The organism is Streptomyces cupreus (assembly GCF_014257025.1).
In the GTDB taxonomy this organism is placed as follows: Bacteria; Actinomycetota; Actinomycetes; order Streptomycetales; family Streptomycetaceae; genus Streptomyces; species Streptomyces cupreus.
The window spans coordinates 15,331-34,676 of record NZ_JACMSF010000030.1; the positions used below are offsets into that span (position 1 = coordinate 15,331).

A 19,346-nucleotide genomic window follows, 5' to 3' on the forward strand; every position below is an offset into this window, starting at 1 on the left:
CTGACGGTCGGCCCTTCACTTGTTGAGGGATTCGTGAAAGCGTTCACATTCACAAGCAACGTGCATGTAATACCAAGGAGAGGTAGCAGCCATGGACTGGCGTCACAACGCCGTTTGCCGCGAGGAAGACCCCGAGCTCTTCTTCCCCATCGGCAACACCGGTCCTGCGCTGCTGCAGATCGAGGAAGCCAAGGCCGTCTGCCGTCGCTGCCCCGTTATGGATCAGTGTCTGCAGTGGGCGCTTGAGTCCGGCCAGGACTCCGGCGTCTGGGGTGGTCTCAGCGAGGACGAGCGCCGTGCCATGAAGCGCCGCGCCGCCCGCAACCGGGCCCGTCAGGCCTCCGCCTGACACTCCCGCCCCGCAAAGCCTGAGCTTGGCGGCGCGTACAGCGAGTACGCATCTCCCGCCCCCGAGCCGCAGCGCGCAGTACCCCCGATGCGCTCCCCCATAGCCTTTAGGGCATGGAGGACCCCCATCGCCCGAGCACGAGCCTCGGACCGATCACCGGTCCGAGGCTTTCTGCTATTTGTGCGCCCGCACCGGGATGTCCAGGATCACCTGCGTGCCACGCTCCGGCGCCCGCACCATGTCGAACGTTCCGCCCAACTCCCCCTCCACCAGGGTCCGTACGATCTGGAGGCCGAGGTTCCCGGCGGTGTGCGGGTCGAAGCCCTCGGGCAGGCCCACGCCGTCGTCCTGGACGGTGACGAGCAGGCGGGCCTCCTTGCTGGTGCCGCCGCGGACCGCGGAGACCTCGACGGTTCCGGTGTCGCCCTGACGGAAGCCGTGCTCCAGGGCGTTCTGGAGAACCTCGGTCAGGACCATCGACAGCGGGGTGGCGACCTCGGCGTCCAGGATGCCGAAGCGGCCGGTGCGCCTGCCGGTCACCTTGCCGGGTGAGATCTCGGCGACCATCGCGAGGACCCGGTCGGCGATCTCGTCGAACTCCACGCGCTCGTCCAGGTTCTGGGAGAGCGTCTCGTGCACGATCGCGATCGAGCCGACCCGTCGTACCGCCTCTTCGAGGGCTTCGCGGCCGCGGTCGGACTCGATGCGCCGGGCCTGGAGGCGGAGCAGGGCCGCGACGGTCTGGAGGTTGTTCTTCACCCGGTGGTGGATCTCCCGGATGGTGGCGTCCTTGGTGATCAACTCGCGTTCGCGGCGGCGCAGTTCGGTGACGTCGCGGAGCAGGACGAGGGAACCGATGCGGGTGCCCTTGGGCTTGAGCGGGATCGCCCGGAACTGGATGACACCGCCGTCCGACTCGATCTCGAACTCACGGGGGGCCCAGCCGCTGGCCACCTTGGCGAGCGCCTCGTCCACCGGCCCGTGGGTCGGGGCGAGTTCGGCGGTGGTCTTGCCCAGGTGGTGGCCGACCAGATCGGCGGCGAGGCCGAGGCGGTGGTAGGCGGACAGGGCGTTCGGGGAGGCGTACTGGACTATGCCGTCCGCGTCGAGCCGGATCAGTCCGTCGCCGACGCGGGGCGAGGCGTCCATGTCGACCTGCTGGTTCGCGAAGGGGAAGGAGCCTGCCGCGATCATCTGCGCGAGGTCCGAGGCGCTTTGCAGGTACGTCAGTTCAAGCCGGCTCGGGGTGCGCACGGTCAGCAGGTTGGTGTTCCGCGCGATGACTCCGAGGACGCGCCCTTCCCGTCGTACCGGAATCGACTCGACCCGGACCGGGACCTCCTCGCGCCACTCGGGGTCGCCCTCGCGCACGATGCGGCCCTCGTCGAGCGCGGCGTCGAGCATGGGGCGGCGGCCGCGCGGGACGAGATGGCCGACCATGTCGTCCTGGTAGGAGGTGGGGCCGGTGTTGGGGCGCATCTGGGCGACCGACACATAGCGGGTGCCGTCGCGGGTGGGGACCCACAGGACCAGGTCGGCGAAGGAGAGGTCGGAGAGCAGCTGCCACTCCGAGACCAGCAGATGGAGCCATTCGAGGTCGGACTCGTCGAGGGCGGTGTGCTGGTGGACCAGTTCGTTCATGGAGGGCACGTGTGTGAGCGTACCTGGCGGTTTGTACGGCTCTGAAACGGCGCCGGATCCGAAACGGCCCCGGAGACACCCGCGGGCCGCGGCGCCTGGGAGGGACCCTCAACCCTCCCGGCACCGCAGCCCGGAGCAATATCGGCCGTGGGGTGTGCGGTCCCGGTCGGCCGAAGGATGAGGATCCGGGGCAGTCAGGGCAGAGAGCACCGGTTCCTCGGTCCGCCTTCCTGTGCGGGGAAGACGGAAGTCCGCGTCCTCGTATCACATGGACTGCCCACCATTGTGGACTAGACCACTCGGCGTGTCCATGCGTGCGAGGATGTTCGTTGTTGTGACCTGTGATGCGGGTAGGTCAACTGGTCGGACGTCCAGCATCCACCACGCAGCCTAACCCTTGTGGGTTCATGTGCGGGGCCAGATGGACAGGGCAATTTCCGCGAGCGCCACCAACTCCGCACGGCTCGCGCCGTCGCGCGCCTGTTGGGACATGCCCTGGATCATCGCGCCGGTGTGCCGGGCGAGCGTGCCGGCGTCGATGTCGGCAGGGAGTTCACCTGCGGCGATGTCCGCGCGGATACGGCTCTCGACGGCGGCGATGGTGGCGTTGCGCCGGTCCCGCAGGGTCTGCTCCACTTCGGGGCTCGCGCCGTTGGTGGCCGCGTGGGCGTAGAGGCAGCCTTGAGGGAGGCCGGGGGTGGTGTACCGCTCGGCAGCCTCGCGCAGGGTGCGCTCCACGGCGTCCCGTGCGGTGGGCTCCTCGGTCAGGGCGCGCTCCCCGAAGGCCGCGTAGCGCTTGCCGTACTCGACCACGACCTCGTCGAACAACGCCCGCTTGTCCCCGAAGGCGGCGTACAGGCTCGGGGCGCCGATCCCCATGACCCGGGTGAGATCGGAGACGGACGTCGCCTCGTATCCGTGCTCCCAGAAGGCCATGATCGCCTTCTCCAGCGCGGTCTCCCGGTCGAAGGAGCGGGGACGGCCGCGGCGGCCCACTGTCGACCCTGCGCCCTTGGTGCTCACCATGGAGTTCATTTTATAGCGGACACTAGAGAATTGTCCCCACCCTCCTGTACGGTCTTTCTGTAGCGACCAATAGAGAATTGCGGGGTGTGGCATGGGTGTGCTCACTGGCAGGACAGCGCTGGTCACCGGGGCGAGCAGGGGGATCGGGCGAGCGGTGGCCGAGCGGCTGGCGCGCGACGGCGCACGGGTCGCCGTGCACTACGGCAGCAGCGAGGCGGCGGCGAAGGAGACGGTCGCCGGGATCGAGGCGGCCGGCGGCAGCGCGTTCGCCATCCGCGCCGAGCTGGGGGTGCCGGGGGACGCACGGACCCTCTGGGAGGCCTTCGACCGGCACGCGGACGGGGTGGACATCCTGGTCAACAACGCGGGAGCGGCGTTCTTCGCCACCATCGGAGAAACGGACGAGGAGCTCTACGAGCGGACCCACGCCCTCAACGCCAGAGCGCCGTTCTTCATCATCCGGCAGGGCCTCGGCCGGCTGCGCGACCACGGCCGGATCATCAATGTCACGGCTGCCACGGACGCCGGCATACCCGGTATCGCCGCCACCCACATGGCCAAGGGCGCGGTCACCGCTCTGACCCGTTCCCTCGCGGTCGAGCTGGCGCCGCGCGGCATCACCGCCAACTCCGTCGCGCCCGGCTTCATCGACACCGACCTCACGGCCGCGGTCCTGGCCGACCCCGGCCTGCGGGCGCACGCCGAGGCCGTCTCGGTCTTCCGACGGGTGGGTACGGCGGCCGAGGTCGCCGACGTGGTGGCCTTCCTGGCATCGCCCGACTCCCGCTGGGTGACCGGGCAGCACATGGACGCGACAGGGGGCTCGCTGCTGAGCTTGCAGTAGGCGGCCGGGGGCCGTTGTTCGCCTGGGAGGGAGGGCCCTCCTCTGTTAGATTGGTCTAAACCACACATCGCCCTCTCGGGTACCGGTTGAGTCCCCTCTTCAGATCGGCAGGCCCAGCGTGGAAGTTGTCATCGTTCCGGACGCCAAGGCGGGTGGCGAGCTCATCGCCGAGGCCATGGCGCAGCTCCTGCGGCGCAAGCCCGACGCCCTGCTCGGCGTGGCCACCGGCTCGACGCCGCTGCCCATCTACGAGGCACTGGCGGCGAAGGTGCGCACCGGTGCCGTGGACGCCTCGCGGGCGCGGATCGCTCAGCTCGACGAGTACGTGGGACTGCCGGCCGAGCATCCGGAGTCGTACCGTTCCGTCCTGCGGCGCGAGGTGCTGGAGCCGCTCGGCATCGGGATGTCGGCCTTCATGGGGCCGGACGGGACGGCGGCGGACGTACAGGCGGCGTGCGAGGCGTACGACGCGGCGCTGGCCGAGGCCGGGGGCGTCGACCTTCAGTTGCTGGGGATAGGGACGGACGGGCACATCGGGTTCAACGAGCCGTGCTCGTCGCTCGCCTCGCGTACGCGGATCAAGACGCTGACCGAGCAGACGCGGGTGGACAACGCGCGCTTCTTCGACGGGGACATCTCGCAGGTGCCGCATCACGTGATCACTCAGGGCATCGGGACGATCCTGGAGGCGCGGCATCTGGTGCTGCTGGCGACGGGTGAGGGCAAGGCCGATGCGGTCGCGGCGACCGTGGAGGGACCGGTGGCCGCGGTGTGTCCGGCTTCGGCGTTGCAGTTGCATCCGCATGCGACGGTGGTCGTCGACGAGGGGGCCGCGTCCAAGCTGAAGCTGGCGGACTACTTCCGCCACACCTACGCCAACAAGCCCGATTGGCAGGGGATCTAGAGTCCCGCGAGGTCGCCCTGTCGGCGGACCATCTCGGTGATCCAGCTGGGCGCGTACGGGGAGGTGCAGCCTTCAGCCGCTTGGCTAGGGCGCGGAGGCGCCGGTTCCCCCCATCCGGGAACCGGCGCCCTCGTCGTCGTAGGCCTTACCGGCCCGCGATGACCTCTGCCGCCGCTCGGCCGCACACGCGGGCCGCGCCGTGGGTCGCTATGTGCAGGGCGCCTCTCGGCGGGGACTGGGGTACGCCCATTTCGACCACGATCGTGTCGGGGCGTTCACGCAGCAGGGTGTCCACGGTCTTGGCCATCCACTCGTGGCGGTGCTCGTCGCGGACGACGGCGACGATACGGCGGGGGCCTGCCGAGTCCAGGGCCGCCTGGGCCGCCGACTCGTCGGTGTAGGTGGCGGTTTCGGTGCCGGGGAGCAGTTCGGCGAGTTCCGCTGCCACGCCCCAGGGGGTTTCGTCGCCCACGGCGATGTTCGCCTCCGGGCTGAGCGCGGCCACGTAGGGGGGCTCGGTCAGGGGGGTGTGGGCGTCGGTCTTCGTCAGCCGTACGGCGCGGCGGGCCGCCACCAGGCCGATGTCGGACGGGGCCCTGTCGTCGGCGGTGGCCGCCGCGGTCCTGGTCCAGCGGCCCAGGGCACGGACGCGTTCCGCGGCTTCCGCGAGGCGCTCCTCGGGGAGTTCGCCGGTGCGGACGGCGGTGACCAGGGCGTCGCGGAGGCGGCGGACAGTGCCCTCGTCGTTCAGACCGCCGCCCACACAGATCGCGTCGGCGCCGGCCGCGAGGGCGAGGACGCTGCCGCGTTCGATGCCGTAGGTGGAGGCGATGGCCCGCATTTCCATGCCGTCGGTGACGATGAGGCCGTCGTAGCCGAGTTCGCCGCGCAGCAGGTCGCGGAGGATGGGCCGGGAGAGGGTGGCCGGGCGGGTGGGGTCGAGGGCCGGGACCAGGATGTGGGCCGTCATGATGGCGCGGCTGCCGGCGGCGATGGCCGCGCGGAACGGGGCCAGGTCGCGCTCGGACAGCACATCGAGTCCGACCTCGATGCGGGGCATCGCCTCGTGCGAGTCGATGGCGGTGTCGCCGTGCCCGGGGAAGTGCTTGGTGCAGGCCGCCACACCCGCGGCCTGGAGGCCGCTGACGTAGGCGGCGGTGTGCCGGGCGGTCAGGTCGGTGTCGGCGCCGAAGGAGCGGACACCGATGACCGGGTTGGCGGGGTTGGAGTTGATGTCGGCGGAGGGGGCCCAGTTGAAGTTGACGCCGCAGGCGGCGAGGCGGCGGCCGAGTTCATGGGCGACCTCGCGGGTGAGGTCGGTGTCGTCGACGGCGCCGAGGGCGTGGTTGCCGGGGAAGGAGGAGCCGGTGCGCACCTCAAGGCGCGTGACGTCTCCGCCCTCCTCGTCGATGGCGACGAGGACGTCCTCGCGCTCGGCGCGCAACTGGGCGGTCAGCGCGGCGACTTGTTCGGGTGTGGCGATGTTGCGGCCGAACAGGCCGACGGAGGCGAGGCCCTCGCCGAGGCGCCGCAGGATCCAGTCGGGGGCGGTGGTGCCGGGGAAGCCGGGCTGGAGGACGGTCAGGGCGTCCCGTGTGAGGGTGTCTGTACCGCTGGCGATGGTCGTCATCGGGTGGCGTTATCCCTTCACGGCGCCGGCGGTCAGACCGCTGACGGCCCGGCGCTGGAGGAAGACGAAGAGGATCAGGATCGGGACGGCGAAGAGGGTGGAGGCGGCCATCGTGGCGCCCCAGTCGTTGCCGAAGACGGTCTGGAAACTGGTCAGCCACAGCGGCAGCGTCTGGGCCTCGGCGTCCTTGTTCAGCACGAGGACCAGGGCGAACTCGTTCCAGGCGGTGATGAAGCCGAACATCGAGGTGGCCATCAGACCCGGCGCGAGCAGCGGCAGGATGACCCGGCGGAAGGCCTGCATACGGGTGCAGCCGTCGACCATCGCCGACTCCTCCAACTCCGCGGGCACGGCGGCGACGAAGCCGCGCAGGGTGAGGATGGTGAACGGGAGGATCATCATCGTGTAGAAGGCCGTCAGCGGGACGAGGCTGTTGAGCATCGACGCGTCCCGGACGATCATGTACATCGCGATGATCATGACTTCCCAGGGCGCCATCTGGGCGAGCATGAAGCCGATGATGAAGCCGCGCCGCCCCCTGAACCGCATCCGCGCCAGGGCGAAGGACCCGGCCAGCGCGATGACCAGCGAGAACACGACGGCCAGGACGGTGACGGTCAGCGAGTTGGTGACGAACGTCCAGAAGTGGTCGGCGCCGGTCGCCGTCTTGAAGTGGTCGAGGGTGATGTCGGTCGGGAACCAGACCGGGTCCTCGGAGATGATGTCACCGGTCGGCTTGAAGGCCGTGGCGATCATCCAGTACACGGGGAAGACGAAGCCGATGAACAGGACTACGGCCGTGGCGTTGGGCCAGATGCGGCCGAAGAGCGAGCGCTTCACAGCCCGGCCTCCTCTTCCTTTTCTTGCTTGAGCACGATCCGCAGGTAGTAGGCGGTGAGGCCGATCATGATCAGGATGGTCAGGAAGGCGATGGCGGCACCCATGCCGTAGTGCTGGTTGCCGACGCCCTCGATGTAGGCGTAGACCGGCAGGATCTCGGTGAGGCGGTCGGGGCCGCCCTGGTTGAACGTGTAGACCTGCACGAACGCCTTGAAGATCCAGATGATCTCCAGGAACGTGGTCGCGTAGAGGAAGGGCCTGAGGAACGGCAGGGTGACTGTCGTGAAGCTCTTCCAGGCGCCGGCGCCGTCGAGGGCGGCGGCCTCGTAGAGCTCGCCCGGGATGGTCGTCGTGGCGGCGTAGAGGTTGATCGCGACGAACGGGATGGACATCCAGACGATGAGCACGGTGACGACGAAGAACGTCGACATCTGGTCGCTGGTCCAGCTGTAGTCGGCCATGGAGTGCCGGCCGAGCTTGTCCAGCACCCAGTTGACGACGCCGAAGCGCTGGGCGAAGAGCCACTGGTAGACGGTGGTGGCGGCGACCACGGGCATCGCCCAGGCCAGCACCAGGCCGATCATCAGGGTGAACCGCATGCGCTTGCCGAGGCGGGCGAGCAGCAGGCCGACGAGCGAGCCGAGGAACATGGTCAGGGCGACGTTGACCGCCGTGAACAGGATCGAGCGCAGGGTGACGCGCCAGAAGTCCTCGCCGGTGAGGACCTCGGTGTAGTTGTCGATGCCGTTCCACTCGGTGACGTGCTGGATCAGCTGCGCCATGTTGAGGTTCTGGAACGACAGCAGTAGGTCCTTCAGCAGCGGCCAGCCGAGCAGCAGCACGGTGGCCGCGCAGGCGGGCAGCAGCAGAAGGTAGGGGGCGAGCGCGCCGACGCGGGACGCTCTCGGGTTCGGCCTTCCGGATCCCCCGCCGCCCGCTGTCCTGCGGACGTCCGCCGGGCCGGAGGGCGGCCGTTCGGTCTGCACGGTCATGCTCGCGTTCTCTTCCTCCTAGACCTGCCGATACGCGGGGAAGGGGGCCGCTGCGAGCGGCCCCCGCCCCGGTGCGCCTACTGCTGCTGCGACAGGCGCTTGTTGAACTCCTCCTCGACCTGGGCTGCCGCCTCGGCCGGGGACTTTCCGTTCAGTACGGCGGTCATGTAGGTCTTGATCGGGTTGGGCGCGTTCTCGACGGCGGCCCATTCGGCGATCAGCGGGGTGGTGCCGCCGCCCGCGGCGGCCGGGGCCGCGGCCTCGGCGACGACGTTGCCCTCAAGGTTGCTCTGCAGCGACTCCTTGTTGGGGATGACGCCGTTGAGCTTGGCGAGCTGGCCCTCGTGCTCGTCGGAGAGGGCGATGCGCAGGAACTCCTTGGCCAGCTCCTGCTTCTTGCTGCCCGCGGCGACGGCGAGGTTGGAGCCGCCGAGGAAGACGCCCTCGGGCTTGTCGGCCGTGGCACCGGGGATGGTGAAGTAGCCGATCTCCTTCTCGATCTTCGGGTTGGCCTCGATGGCGATGCCGGCTTCCCAGCCCATGCCGATGAAGGCGCCGACGTTGCCCTTGCCGAAGACCTCGCCCTGCTGCGGGGTGGCCTCGTCCTTGTCCTTGGGGGCCTTGGAGAGGGCCTGGAACTTCTTGTACGTCTCCATGGCGGCGGCGACCTTGGGGTCGGCGAGGTTGGAGACGTAACTGTCGCCGTCCTTCTTCACCAGCTCGGCGCCCTCACCGATGGTCAGGCCGACGAAGTGGTACCAGTTCTGGCCGGGCAGGTAGATCGGCTCGGCGTCGGTCTTGTCGCCGATCGTCTTCAGGTCCGCGTAGAACTCGTCCCGGGTCTTGGGGGTGTCCTTGATGCCCGCCTCGGCCCAGATCTTCTTGTTGTAGAGGACGACACGGTTGGCGAAGTACCAGGGCGCCGCGTACTGCTTGCCCTCGAAGACCGAGGAGTTGTTCAGGGACTCGGTCCAGTCGGCGCCGATCTCGGTCTTGAGGTCGGCGAGGTCGGCGAGGCCGCCGGTCTTGGCGTAGGCCGGGGTCTGGGTGTTGCCGATCTCGAAGACGTCCGGCGGGTTCTCCTCCGACAGGGCGGTGGTGAGCTTCTGCTGGATGCCGTTCCACTGCTGGACCTCGAACTTGACCTTCGCCTTGGTCTTCTTCTCGAAGGCCGCGGCGACGTCCTTCTGCCACTGGTCGGGGGAGGAACCGTCCATCACCCAGACGGTGAGGGTCTGGCCCGCGTAACCGTCCGCGCCGGCCTTGCCGCCCTCGTCGCCGTCGTCGCCCCCGCACGCCGCGATGGAGACCATCATTGCCGCGACACCGATCGCGGATATCAGCTTGCGCTTCACGCCACCCTCCTCAGGGATGCCCACACCTCCCGCCCATGGGCCGGGACCTGGACCAATGGTGTAGACCAGTACGGGGAGCTTGGACCAGACCAAAAATCCTGTCAAGGGGGTCGGAATGCGCTCTGACCAGCCGTTATGCGACCTACATATGCAGGAACCTTTAAGTAAGAAGCCAGCGAAAACAACGGCGCCGGAGTACTCTCGTCCGCTAGACCACTTGCCTCTATGGACTAGACCAAAAGCGGTGGGCGACGGTATACAGAAGGGATCACGATGTGATCCGCATCCGGAGCCGGGAAGGCAGAACATGAGCACCGACGTCAGCAGGGCGGAGAACGAGGGTGGGGCGACCGTCCGTACCGCGCGCGTGCCCAAGTACTACCGCTTGAAGAAGCACCTGCTCGACATGACGGAGACGCAGGCCCCGGGCACCCCGGTCCCGCCCGAGCGCACGCTGGCGGCGGAGTTCGACACCTCCCGCACGACGGTGCGCCAGGCCCTTCAGGAGCTGGTGGTCGAGGGCCGCCTGGAGCGGATCCAGGGCAAGGGCACGTTCGTCGCCAAGCCGAAGGTCTCCCAGGCGCTGCAACTCACCTCGTACACCGAGGACATGCGCGCCCAGGGTCTCGAACCGACCTCCCAGCTGCTGGACATCGGCTACATCACCGCCGACGACCGCCTCGCCGACCTGCTCGACATCACCGCCGGCGGCCGCGTCCTGCGCATCGAGCGCCTGCGCATGGCCAACGGCGAGCCGATGGCGATCGAGACGACCCATCTGTCGGCCAAGCGCTTCCCGGCCCTGCGCCGCTCGCTGGTCAAGTACACGTCCCTCTACACCGCGCTCGCCGAGGTCTACGACGTCCATCTCGCCGAGGCCGAGGAGACCATCGAGACCTCCCTGGCGACCCCCCGCGAGGCGGGCCTGCTCGGCACCGACGTGGGCCTGCCGATGCTGATGCTGTCCCGCCACTCGCTGGACCGGGAGGGGAAGCCGGTGGAGTGGGTGCGGTCGGTGTACCGGGGCGACCGGTACAAGTTCGTCGCGAGGTTGAGGCGTCCACAAGAGTAGGTCTGTTGAAGCTTCGACCGACATAGTGCTCGTGGTGTAGCGCCCCTGCTGTTCCTGCTCTACGGTCCTCCCCGTCATCGCATGGACGGGAGGACGACCCGGTGCGCACCGCGAACACTCGAACCATCGTCATATGGACCCTCGTCGCGTTGGTCGGCGGCACCGGCTGGGCGGTGCTCGCGCTGGCCCGCGGCGAGGACGTCTCCGCCGCCTGGATGGTCGCCGCGGCCCTCGGCTCGTACGCCATCGCCTACCGCTTCTACGCCAAGTTCATCGCGTACAAGGTCCTCAAGGTCGACAAGACCCGGGCCACCCCGGCGGAACGGCTCGACAACGGCATCGACTTCCACCCGACCGACCGACGCGTCCTGCTCGGCCACCACTTCGCCGCCATCGCCGGCGCCGGACCGCTGGTCGGGCCGGTGCTCGCGGCGCAGATGGGCTATCTGCCCGGCACCATCTGGATCATCGCGGGCGTCATCTTCGCGGGCGCGGTCCAGGACATGGTGGTGCTGTTCTTCTCCACCCGCCGCGACGGCCGTTCCCTCGGCCAGATGGCCCGCGAGGAGATCGGCCCGTTCGGCGGCGCGGCAGCGCTCCTCGCCGCCTTCGCCATCATGATCATCCTGCTCGGGGTGCTGGCCCTGGTCATCGTCAACGCCCTGGCCGAGTCGCCCTGGGGCACCTTCTCCATCGCGATGACCATCCCGATCGCCCTGCTGATGGGCTTCTACCTGCGCGTCCTGCGCCCCGGCCGGGTCAGCGAGGTCTCCCTGATCGGCGTGGGACTGCTGCTGCTCGCACTGGTCGCCGGCCGCTGGGTGGCCGAGTCCTCCTGGGCCGACGCGTTCACGCTCGCGCCCTCCACGCTGGTCGTCTGGCTGGTGGCATACGGCTTCATCGCCTCGATCCTGCCGGTGTGGATGCTGCTCGCGCCCCGCGACTACCTCTCCACCTTCATGAAGATCGGCACGATCCTCCTGCTCGCCCTCGGTGTCGTCATCGCGCTGCCGACGCTGAAGATGGACGCGGTGACGGACTTCGCCTCACGCGGCGACGGACCGGTGTTCGCGGGCTCCCTCTTCCCGTTCGTCTTCATCACCATCGCCTGCGGCGCCCTGTCCGGCTTCCACTCGCTGATCTCCTCCGGTACCACGCCAAAGATGATCCAGAAGGAGACCCAGGTCCGGATGATCGGCTACGGCTCCATGCTGATGGAGTCGTCGGTCGCCGTGATGGCGCTGGTGGCCGCGTCGATCATCGACCCGGGCCTGTACTTCGCGATGAACGCGCCCGCCGGGGTCATCGGCGACACCGTGCAGAACGCCTCGCAGGTCGTGGGCAGTTGGGGCTACCAGATCTCCCCCGAGGCGCTCGCCCGGGCGGCGGAGAACGTCGAGGAGGCGAGCCTGCTGCACCGCACGGGCGGGGCGCCCACGCTCGCCGTCGGCATCTCCGACATCTTCTCCCAGATCACCGGGGACAGTCTGCGGGCCTTCTGGTATCACTTCGCGATCATGTTCGAGGCACTGTTCATCCTGACCGCGCTGGACGCCGGCACGCGCGTGGGCCGCTTCATGCTCCAGGACACGCTCGGCAACCTCTATCGGCCGTTCAAGGACGTCAGTTGGAAGCCCGGCCTGGTCATCTGCAGCGCGATCGTGTGCGGACTGTGGGGGTACTTCCTGTGGGTGGGCGTCCATGAACCGCTCGGCGGCATCAACCAGTTGTTCCCGATCTTCGGTATCTCCAACCAGTTGCTGGCCGCCGTCGCGCTGGCCGTCTGCACGACGCTGCTGGTGAAGTCCGGCCGCCTCAAGTGGGCCTGGATCACCGGCATCCCGCTCGCCTGGGACGCCACGGTCACCCTGACCGCCAGCTACCAGAAGGTGTTCTCCAGCGACCCCAAGGTCGGCTTCTTCAAGCAGCGCCAGGTCTTCCAGGACGCCATCGACGACGGCAAGATCCTCCCGCCCGCGAAAACCATGGACGACATGCACACCGTGGTCACCAACTCCACCGTGGACGGCGTCCTTTCGGCGGTCCTCGCGCTGCTGATCGTCGTGGTCATCGTGGACGCGGCCCGGGTCTGCGTCCGGCACGTCCGCCGCCCTGCCCTGTCCACGCTCAGCGAGGCGCCGTACGTCGAATCGAAGCTCGTCGCCCCGGCCGGACTGTTCCCGACCCGCGAGGAGAAGGAGGAGCAGCGCGATGAGGTCACTACGGCGGGCCCTTAGGGCCGTGCGCTGGTACGTCCGTGAACTGACCGACGAATCCGCCTACGACCGCTATGTCGCGCACGTGCGCAAGGACCACCCCCTCGCGCCCGTGCCGACCCGACGCGCCTTCGAGCGGATGCGGACGGACCGTCAGGAGTCGGACCCGCGCCAGGGCTTCCGCTGCTGTTGAGGGGATCTTGAGGGATCGATATACGGACGAGGGGTTCCGCTTCTGCGACACCGTGACCTAGATTGCCTGCGCGTTACACCAGGTGATCAGTGAGGGGACGGAGCCGTCAGATGTCACAAGCCCCAGAAGTGAGCAGAGAGCCGGTGGTGACGCCTGTGCGCGTCGTCATCGCCCTCTGCCTGATCGCGCCCTTCGTGGCGATGTTGTGGGTGGGGTCGTACGCGAAGGCCGACCCGGCCTTCATCGGCATCCCATTCTTCTACTGGTACCAGATGGCCTGGGTGCTGATCTCCACGGCCCTGACGATGATCGCGTACCAGCTGTGGCAGCGTGACCAGCGCGCCCGTAAGGCTGGGGGCGCCAAGTGAACGACGGCGTGAACGGCGTGGCACTCGCCGTCTTCATCTTCTTCTTCCTGGCCGTCACGGTCATGGGCTTCCTGGCCGCGCGCTGGCGCAAGGCCGAGAACGAGCACAGCCTCGACGAATGGGGTCTGGGCGGACGCTCGTTCGGCACCTGGGTCACCTGGTTCCTGCTGGGCGGCGACCTGTACACGGCTTACACCTTCGTGGCGGTCCCGGCGGCGATCTACGCGGCCGGCGCGGCGGGCTTCTTCGCAGTGCCGTACACGATCCTCGTCTATCCGCTGATCTTCACGTTCCTGCCCCGGCTGTGGTCGGTGTCCCACAAGCACGGGTACGTGACGACGTCGGACTTCGTGCGCGGCCGCTTCGGCTCCAAGGGGCTGTCGCTGGCGGTGGCGGTGACCGGCATCCTGGCAACGATGCCATACATCGCGCTCCAGCTCGTCGGCATCCAGGCGGTGCTGGACGTGATGGGCGTCGGCGGCGGGGAGAACACGAACTGGTTCATCAAGGACCTCCCGCTGCTGATCGCGTTCGGTGTGCTGGCCGCGTACACCTACTCCTCGGGTCTGCGCGCTCCGGCGCTGATCGCCTTCGTCAAGGACACGCTGATCTATCTGGTCATCGCGGTGGCGATCATCTACATCCCGATCAAGCTCGGCGGCTTCGACGAGATCTTCGCCGACGCGGGCGAGAAGTTCACGACCACCGGCGTGGGCGGACTCATCCCGGCCGAGGCGGGCCAATGGACGTACGCCACACTGGCGTTGGGCTCGGCGCTGGCGCTGTTCATGTACCCGCACTCGATCACCGCGACGCTCTCCTCCAAGAGCCGTGACGTGATCCGCCGCAACACCACGATCCTGCCGCTGTACTCGCTGATGCTCGGCCTGCTCGCGCTGCTCGGCTTCATGGCCATCGCGGCCGGAGTGAAGGTGGAGAACGGCCAGTTGGCGATCCCACAGCTGTTCGAGAACATGTTCCCGGACTGGTTCGCGGGCGTGGCCTTCGCGGCGATCGGCATCGGTGCCCTCGTGCCGGCGGCCATCATGTCCATCGCGGCGGCGAACCTCTTCACCCGCAACATCTACAAGGACTTCATCAAGCCGGACGCGACGCCCGCGCAGGAGACCAAGGTCTCCAAGCTGGTGTCCCTGCTGGTGAAGGTGGGCGCGCTGGTCTTCGTCCTGACGATGGACAAGACGGTCGCCATCAACTTCCAGCTCCTGGGCGGCATCTGGATCCTCCAGACCTTCCCGGCCCTGGTCGGCGGCCTGTTCACCCGCTGGTTCCACCGCTGGGCGCTGCTCGCCGGCTGGGCGGTCGGCATGATCTACGGCACGGTGGCGGCATACGGTGTCGCGTCGCCGACGCAGAAGCACTTCGGCGGTTCGTCGAAGGAGATCCCCGGCATCGGGGAGATCGGCTACATCGGCCTGACGGCGTTCGTGCTGAACCTGCTCGTCACGGTGGTCCTCACCTTCGTCCTGAAGGCGGCCAAGGCCCCGGAGGGCGTCGACGAGACAAGTCCCGAGGACTACACGGCGGACGCGGGCGACCCGGGCGTGCAGAAGGACCTGACGCCGGTCCACTGATCAGAACAGCGCAGCGGGCCGCCGAACAGCAGATGCTACGGCGGCCCGCTGTCGTACACACTCACGTCCATGGACTTCCGGATCCGCGAGGCGACACCGACCGACTACGACGAACTGGGCGAGATCACAGCCCAGGCCTACCTCCAGGACGGCCTCCTCACCTTCGGCGAGGCCGACTGGTATCTGGGCGAACTGAAAGACGTTGCGAAGCGAGCGGCCGCGGCGGACGTTCTGGTGGCCGTGGAGCAGGACCGACTCCTCGGCGGCGTCACCTTCGTCCCCTCCCCCGGCCCCATGGCCGACCTGGCCGGCCCCGGCGAGGCGGAGATCCGCATGCTCGCCGTCGCCCACGAGGCCCGCGGCAGGGGCGTCGGAGAGGCCCTCGTACGGGCCTGTATCGACCGCGCGAGGGCCGCGGGCGACCGCACCGGCATCGTCCTGTCCACCCAGCCCCTGATGCAGACCGCCCACCGCATCTACGAGCGCCTCGGCTTCACCCGCGCCCCGCAGCGCGACTGGAACCCGATCCCGAAGCACGAGGAGTTCACTCTGCTCACCTATGAGTTGACACTCTGAAGCCGACGCGACACAACATCTGGGGGTGTCACCGCGGGGCGGCACAAGATGTATGCTCATGCTCGCTGTCGCCGCAGGGGAATCCGGTGCGAATCCGGAACTGTCCCGCAACGGTGTACTTGCGTGTATCTGCACGCCTGTTCAGTCCGAGGACCTGTCGACAGTGCGCCCGGCCGTCCGGTTCGGGTGCCAGACGTCCGGGCCTCGTGGAATGGGCCGGTGGACGCGACGCCCCGTGCGCTCGTGAGCTGCCCCTGCCCTCCGCAAGGCCCCGTGCCGAGCGAGGGAGAGCTCCCAGTGACCATCGCGCCAGCCGACCCGGCTTCAGCCGCCCAGGTGGAGACCGACGGTCCCGGAACCGCGTTGCTGCGGACCCTGACCGAGCTGACCGCCGACCTCCCCGACGCCGACCCCGGCCGGGTAGCCGCCGCCGCGCTGCGCGGACGGTCCGCCCGCGCGGACGAGTCGGAGCTGCGCGAGCTGGCCACCGAGGCCGCCGCCGGGCTCATCTCCGAGGACCCCGCCTACTCCCGGCTGGCCGCCCGGCTGCTCACCGTCTCCATCGCCGCCGAGGCCGCCTCCCAGGGCGTCACGTCCTTCACCGGGTCCATCGCGGTAGGGCACCGGGAGGGGCTCATCGCCGACCGGACCGCCGAGTTCGTGCGGATCCACGCCGAGCGGCTGGACGCGCTGATCGACACCGGCGCCGACGACCGCTTCGGCTACTTCGGGCTGCGCACGCTGCACAGCCGGTATCTGCTGCGGCACCCCATCACCCGCAAGGTCGTCGAGACGCCTCAGCACTTCATGCTGCGCGTCGCCGCCGGGCTCGCCGAGGACGACACTCCTCGCTCCGTCGACGAAGTCGCCGCGCTCTACGGGCTCATGAGCCGCCTCGACTACCTCCCCTCCTCCCCCACGCTCTTCAACTCCGGCACCCGGCACCCCCAGATGTCGTCCTGCTACCTCCTCGACTCCCCCCTGGACGAGCTGGACTCCATCTACGACCGCTACCACCAGGTCGCCCGCCTCTCCAAGCACGCCGGCGGCATCGGGCTCTCGTACTCCCGCATCCGCGGCCGGGGTTCGCTGATCCGCGGCACCAACGGGCACTCCAACGGCATCGTCCCGTTCCTGAAGACCCTCGACGCCTCCGTCGCCGCCGTGAACCAGGGCGGCCGGCGCAAGGGCGCGGCCGCGGTCTACCTGGAGACCTGGCACTCCGACATCGAGGAGTTCCTGGAGCTGCGCGACAACACCGGCGAGGACGCCCGGCGTACGCACAATCTGAACCTCGCGCACTGGATCCCGGACGAGTTCATGCGCCGGGTGAACGCCGATCAGGACTGGTCCCTGTTCTCCCCCGCCGATGTGCCCGAGCTGGTCGACCTGTGGGGCGAGGAGTTCGACGCGGCGTACCGGAAGGCCGAAGTCTCGGGCCTCGCCCGCAAGACCATCCCCGCCCGTGACCTCTACGGCCGCATGATGCGCACCCTCGCGCAGACCGGCAACGGCTGGATGACCTTCAAGGACGCCGCCAACCGCACCGCCAACCAGACGGCCCTGCCGGGCCATGTCGTCCACTCCTCCAACCTCTGCACGGAGATCCTGGAGGTCACTGACGACGGGGAGACGGCGGTCTGCAACCTGGGGTCGGTGAACCTCGGGGCGTTCGTGGCGGGCGGCGACATCGACTGGGAGCGGCTCGAAGCCACCGTCCGTACCGCCGTCACCTTCCTCGACCGCGTCGTCGACATCAACTTCTACCCGACCGAGCAGGCGGGCCGCTCCAACGCCAAGTGGCGCCCCGTCGGCCTCGGCGCGATGGGCCTCCAGGACGTCTTCTTCAAGCTGCGGCTGCCCTTCGACTCGCCGGAGGCCAAGGCGCTCTCCACGCGGATCGCCGAGCGGGTCATGCTCGCCGCGTATGAGGCCTCCGCCGACCTCGCCGAGCGCAGCGGCCCGCTGCCGGCCTGGGAGAGGACCCGTACCGCGCAGGGCGTCCTGCACCCCGACCACTACGACGCCGAACTCACCTGGCCCGAACGGTGGGCGGCACTGCGGAGCCGTATCGCCGAGGTCGGGATGCGCAACTCGCTCCTGCTGGCCATCGCACCCACCGCCACCATCGCCTCCATCGCCGGCGTCTACGAGTGCATCGAGCCGCAGGTGTCCAACCTGTTCAAGCGCGAGACGCTGTCGGGTGAGTTCCTCCAGGTCAACTCCTACCTGGTCAACGACCTCAAGGAGCTCGGCGTCTGGGACGCCCGCACCCGCGAGGCGCTGCGCGAGGCGAACGGCTCGGTGCAGGACTTCGCCTGGATCCCGGCGGACGTACGGGCGCTGTACCGCACGGCGTGGGAGATCCCGCAGCGCGGTCTGATCGACATGGCTGCGGCGCGGACGCCGTTCCTGGACCAGTCCCAGTCCCTGAACCTCTTCCTGGAGACACCGACCATCGGCAAGCTCTCCTCGATGTACGCGTACGCCTGGAAGTCCGGGCTGAAGACGACGTACTACCTGCGCTCGCGCCCGGCGACTCGTATCGCCCGCGCCGCCCAGGCAACTGTCCCCGTGCAGCAGCCGGCTCCCGAGGACGCCGTCGCCTGCTCCCTTGAGAACCCCGAGTCCTGCGAGGCCTGCCAGTAATGCCCAGCAATCAGAACCTGCTCGACCCCGGCTTCGAGCTGACTCTCCGCCCCATGCGCTACCCGGACTTCTACGAGCGCTACCGGGACGCCATCAAGAACACCTGGACCGTGGAGGAGGTCGACCTCCACTCGGACGTCGCCGACCTGGCCAAGCTCACGCCCGCCGAGCAGCACCTCATCGACCGGCTGGTCGCCTTCTTCGCGACCGGCGACTCGATCGTCGCGAACAACCTGGTGCTGACGCTGTACAAGCACATCAACTCCCCCGAGGCGCGGCTGTACCTGTCCCGCCAGCTCTTCGAGGAGGCCGTGCACGTCCAGTTCTACTTGACGCTGCTCGACACCTATCTGCCCGACCCGGAGGACAGGGCGGCGGCCTTCGACGCCGTCGAGAGCATCCCCTCCATCCGCGAGAAGGCCGGGTTCTGCTTCAAGTGGATCAACGAGGTCGAGAAGCTGGACCGCCTGGAGACCCAGGCCGACCGCCGCCGCTTCCTGCTCAACCTGATCTGCTTCGCCGCGTGCATCGAGGGCCTGTTCTTCTACGGCGCCTTCGCGTACGTCTACTGGTTCCGCAGCCGGGGCCTGCTGCACGGTCTGGCGACCGGCACCAACTGGGTGTTCCGCGACGAGACGATGCACATGAGCTTCGCCTTCGATGTCGTCGACACCGTCCGCAAGGAGGAGCCGGAACTCTTCGACGACCAACTTCAGCAGCAGGTCACCGACATGCTGAGGGAGGCCGTCGAGGCCGAGCTGCAGTTCGCGCGCGACCTGTGCGGTGACGGCCTCCCGGGCATGAACACCGAGTCGATGCGGCAGTACCTGGAGTGCGTCGCCGACCAGCGGCTGAGCCGGCTCGGCTTCGCTCCGGTGTACGGCTCGGAGAACCCCTTCTCCTTCATGGAGTTGCAGGGGGTTCAGGAGCTCACCAACTTCTTCGAGCGGCGCCCTTCGGCGTACCAGGTCGCGGTGGAGGGGTCAGTCGGCTTCGACGAGGACTTCTGAGTCGGGCGGGCCGCCCGTAGCTGGCGGTCGATCCGGCGCTCGTGGACCAGGCCCACGAGCGCCGGGGCCGCGAGCAGGAAGAAGAGAAC

17 protein-coding genes and 1 riboswitch are annotated in these 19,346 nt (G+C 68.6%); of the genes, 11 read left to right on the plus strand and 6 right to left on the minus strand.

Annotated features, from left to right (window positions below; all coding sequences use genetic code 11):
- Positions 1 to 91 precede the first annotated feature (91 nt).
- Entirely contained in the window at positions 92 to 349 is a 258-nt protein-coding gene (locus H4N64_RS25360) for a WhiB family transcriptional regulator (protein WP_006142322.1), read from the plus strand.
- A gap of 174 nt (positions 350 to 523) precedes the next feature.
- On the opposite strand, the gene H4N64_RS25365 is transcribed toward H4N64_RS25360, so the two are convergent.
- A complete protein-coding gene (locus H4N64_RS25365; RefSeq protein WP_186284789.1) occupies positions 524 to 1,990 on the minus strand; it encodes a sensor histidine kinase in 1,467 nt (488 codons plus the stop codon).
- Positions 1,991 to 2,395: 405 nt separating this feature from the next.
- Entirely contained in the window at positions 2,396 to 3,025 is a 630-nt protein-coding gene (locus H4N64_RS25370) for a TetR/AcrR family transcriptional regulator (protein WP_186284722.1), read from the minus strand.
- Positions 3,026 to 3,107: 82 nt separating this feature from the next.
- Here H4N64_RS25370 and H4N64_RS25375 point away from each other — a divergent pair, with 82 nt between their 5' ends.
- Both H4N64_RS25375 and nagB read left to right on the plus strand, forming a co-directional pair.
- Complete coding sequence (locus tag H4N64_RS25375) at positions 3,108 to 3,860, plus strand: SDR family oxidoreductase (protein WP_186284723.1); 753 nt, start codon at positions 3,108 to 3,110, stop codon at positions 3,858 to 3,860.
- Between the two features lie 118 nt (positions 3,861 to 3,978).
- Entirely contained in the window at positions 3,979 to 4,764 is a 786-nt protein-coding gene (gene nagB, locus H4N64_RS25380; protein WP_186284724.1) for a glucosamine-6-phosphate deaminase, read from the plus strand.
- A gap of 145 nt (positions 4,765 to 4,909) precedes the next feature.
- On the opposite strand, the gene H4N64_RS25385 is transcribed toward nagB, so the two are convergent.
- The 4 genes from H4N64_RS25385 to H4N64_RS25400 all read right to left on the minus strand — a co-directional run bounded on the left by H4N64_RS25385 (position 4,910) and on the right by H4N64_RS25400 (position 9,581).
- Complete coding sequence (locus tag H4N64_RS25385; protein WP_186284725.1) at positions 4,910 to 6,394, minus strand: glycoside hydrolase family 3 protein; 1,485 nt, start codon at positions 6,392 to 6,394, stop codon at positions 4,910 to 4,912.
- A 9-nt stretch (positions 6,395 to 6,403) separates the two neighbouring features.
- Entirely contained in the window at positions 6,404 to 7,234 is an 831-nt protein-coding gene (locus tag H4N64_RS25390) for an ABC transporter permease subunit (RefSeq protein WP_186284726.1), read from the minus strand.
- Complete coding sequence (locus H4N64_RS25395; RefSeq protein ID WP_186284727.1) at positions 7,231 to 8,226, minus strand: carbohydrate ABC transporter permease; 996 nt, start codon at positions 8,224 to 8,226, stop codon at positions 7,231 to 7,233. The genes H4N64_RS25390 and H4N64_RS25395 overlap by 4 nt, the downstream gene beginning before the upstream one ends.
- 77 nt (positions 8,227 to 8,303) lie before the next feature.
- Entirely contained in the window at positions 8,304 to 9,581 is a 1,278-nt protein-coding gene (locus H4N64_RS25400; RefSeq protein ID WP_186284728.1) for an extracellular solute-binding protein, read from the minus strand.
- 307 nt (positions 9,582 to 9,888) lie between these two features.
- Here H4N64_RS25400 and H4N64_RS25405 point away from each other — a divergent pair, with 307 nt between their 5' ends.
- The 8 genes from H4N64_RS25405 to H4N64_RS25440 all read left to right on the plus strand — a co-directional run bounded on the left by H4N64_RS25405 (position 9,889) and on the right by H4N64_RS25440 (position 19,257).
- Complete coding sequence (locus H4N64_RS25405) at positions 9,889 to 10,653, plus strand: GntR family transcriptional regulator (RefSeq protein WP_186284729.1); 765 nt, start codon at positions 9,889 to 9,891, stop codon at positions 10,651 to 10,653.
- 101 nt (positions 10,654 to 10,754) lie between these two features.
- Positions 10,755 to 12,890, plus strand: coding sequence for a carbon starvation CstA family protein (locus H4N64_RS25410; RefSeq protein WP_186284730.1), 2,136 nt, complete (start codon positions 10,755 to 10,757; stop codon positions 12,888 to 12,890).
- Complete coding sequence (locus H4N64_RS25415) at positions 12,865 to 13,062, plus strand: YbdD/YjiX family protein (protein ID WP_186284731.1); 198 nt, start codon at positions 12,865 to 12,867, stop codon at positions 13,060 to 13,062. The genes H4N64_RS25410 and H4N64_RS25415 overlap by 26 nt, the downstream gene beginning before the upstream one ends.
- Before the next feature lie 110 nt (positions 13,063 to 13,172).
- Complete coding sequence (locus H4N64_RS25420) at positions 13,173 to 13,430, plus strand: DUF3311 domain-containing protein (protein ID WP_186284732.1); 258 nt, start codon at positions 13,173 to 13,175, stop codon at positions 13,428 to 13,430.
- A complete protein-coding gene (mctP, locus tag H4N64_RS25425; protein ID WP_186284733.1) occupies positions 13,427 to 15,022 on the plus strand; it encodes a monocarboxylate uptake permease MctP in 1,596 nt (531 codons plus the stop codon). Before H4N64_RS25420 ends, mctP begins: the two co-directional genes overlap by 4 nt.
- A 69-nt stretch (positions 15,023 to 15,091) precedes the next feature.
- Positions 15,092 to 15,598 (plus strand): GNAT family N-acetyltransferase, encoded by a 507-nt coding sequence (locus tag H4N64_RS25430; protein WP_186284734.1) that lies wholly within the window; start codon positions 15,092 to 15,094, stop codon positions 15,596 to 15,598.
- 52 nt (positions 15,599 to 15,650) lie between these two features.
- Positions 15,651 to 15,774, plus strand: a riboswitch (cobalamin riboswitch).
- Between the two features lie 121 nt (positions 15,775 to 15,895).
- The gene (locus H4N64_RS25435) at positions 15,896 to 18,247 is read left to right on the plus strand and encodes a ribonucleoside-diphosphate reductase subunit alpha (protein WP_186284735.1); all 2,352 of its coding nucleotides are present in this window, start codon (positions 15,896 to 15,898) and stop codon (positions 18,245 to 18,247) included.
- Positions 18,247 to 19,257: a ribonucleotide-diphosphate reductase subunit beta gene (locus H4N64_RS25440; RefSeq protein WP_186284736.1), complete on the plus strand. Its 1,011-nt coding sequence runs from the start codon at positions 18,247 to 18,249 to the stop codon at positions 19,255 to 19,257. The genes H4N64_RS25435 and H4N64_RS25440 overlap by 1 nt, the downstream gene beginning before the upstream one ends.
- Positions 19,258 to 19,346: the final 89 nt, after the last annotated feature.

Excerpts from the sequence above, each read along its gene's own strand:
- H4N64_RS25420 (WP_186284732.1), top strand. The coding sequence starts at position 13,173 with ATGTCACAAGCCCCAGAAGTGAGCAGAGAGCCGGTGGTGACGCCTGTG.
- H4N64_RS25415 (WP_186284731.1), top strand. The coding sequence starts at position 12,865 with ATGAGGTCACTACGGCGGGCCCTTAGGGCCGTGCGCTGGTACGTCCGT.
- H4N64_RS25365 (WP_186284789.1), bottom strand. The coding sequence starts at position 1,990 with ATGAACGAACTGGTCCACCAGCACACCGCCCTCGACGAGTCCGACCTC.
- H4N64_RS25385 (WP_186284725.1), bottom strand. The coding sequence starts at position 6,394 with ATGACGACCATCGCCAGCGGTACAGACACCCTCACACGGGACGCCCTG.
- H4N64_RS25375 (WP_186284723.1), top strand. The coding sequence starts at position 3,108 with ATGGGTGTGCTCACTGGCAGGACAGCGCTGGTCACCGGGGCGAGCAGG.
- H4N64_RS25370 (WP_186284722.1), bottom strand. The coding sequence starts at position 3,025 with ATGAACTCCATGGTGAGCACCAAGGGCGCAGGGTCGACAGTGGGCCGC.
- H4N64_RS25395 (WP_186284727.1), bottom strand. The coding sequence starts at position 8,226 with ATGACCGTGCAGACCGAACGGCCGCCCTCCGGCCCGGCGGACGTCCGC.
- H4N64_RS25405 (WP_186284729.1), top strand. The coding sequence starts at position 9,889 with ATGAGCACCGACGTCAGCAGGGCGGAGAACGAGGGTGGGGCGACCGTC.
- H4N64_RS25360 (WP_006142322.1), top strand. The coding sequence starts at position 92 with ATGGACTGGCGTCACAACGCCGTTTGCCGCGAGGAAGACCCCGAGCTC.
- H4N64_RS25440 (WP_186284736.1), top strand. The coding sequence starts at position 18,247 with ATGCCCAGCAATCAGAACCTGCTCGACCCCGGCTTCGAGCTGACTCTC.
- H4N64_RS25430 (WP_186284734.1), top strand. The coding sequence starts at position 15,092 with ATGGACTTCCGGATCCGCGAGGCGACACCGACCGACTACGACGAACTG.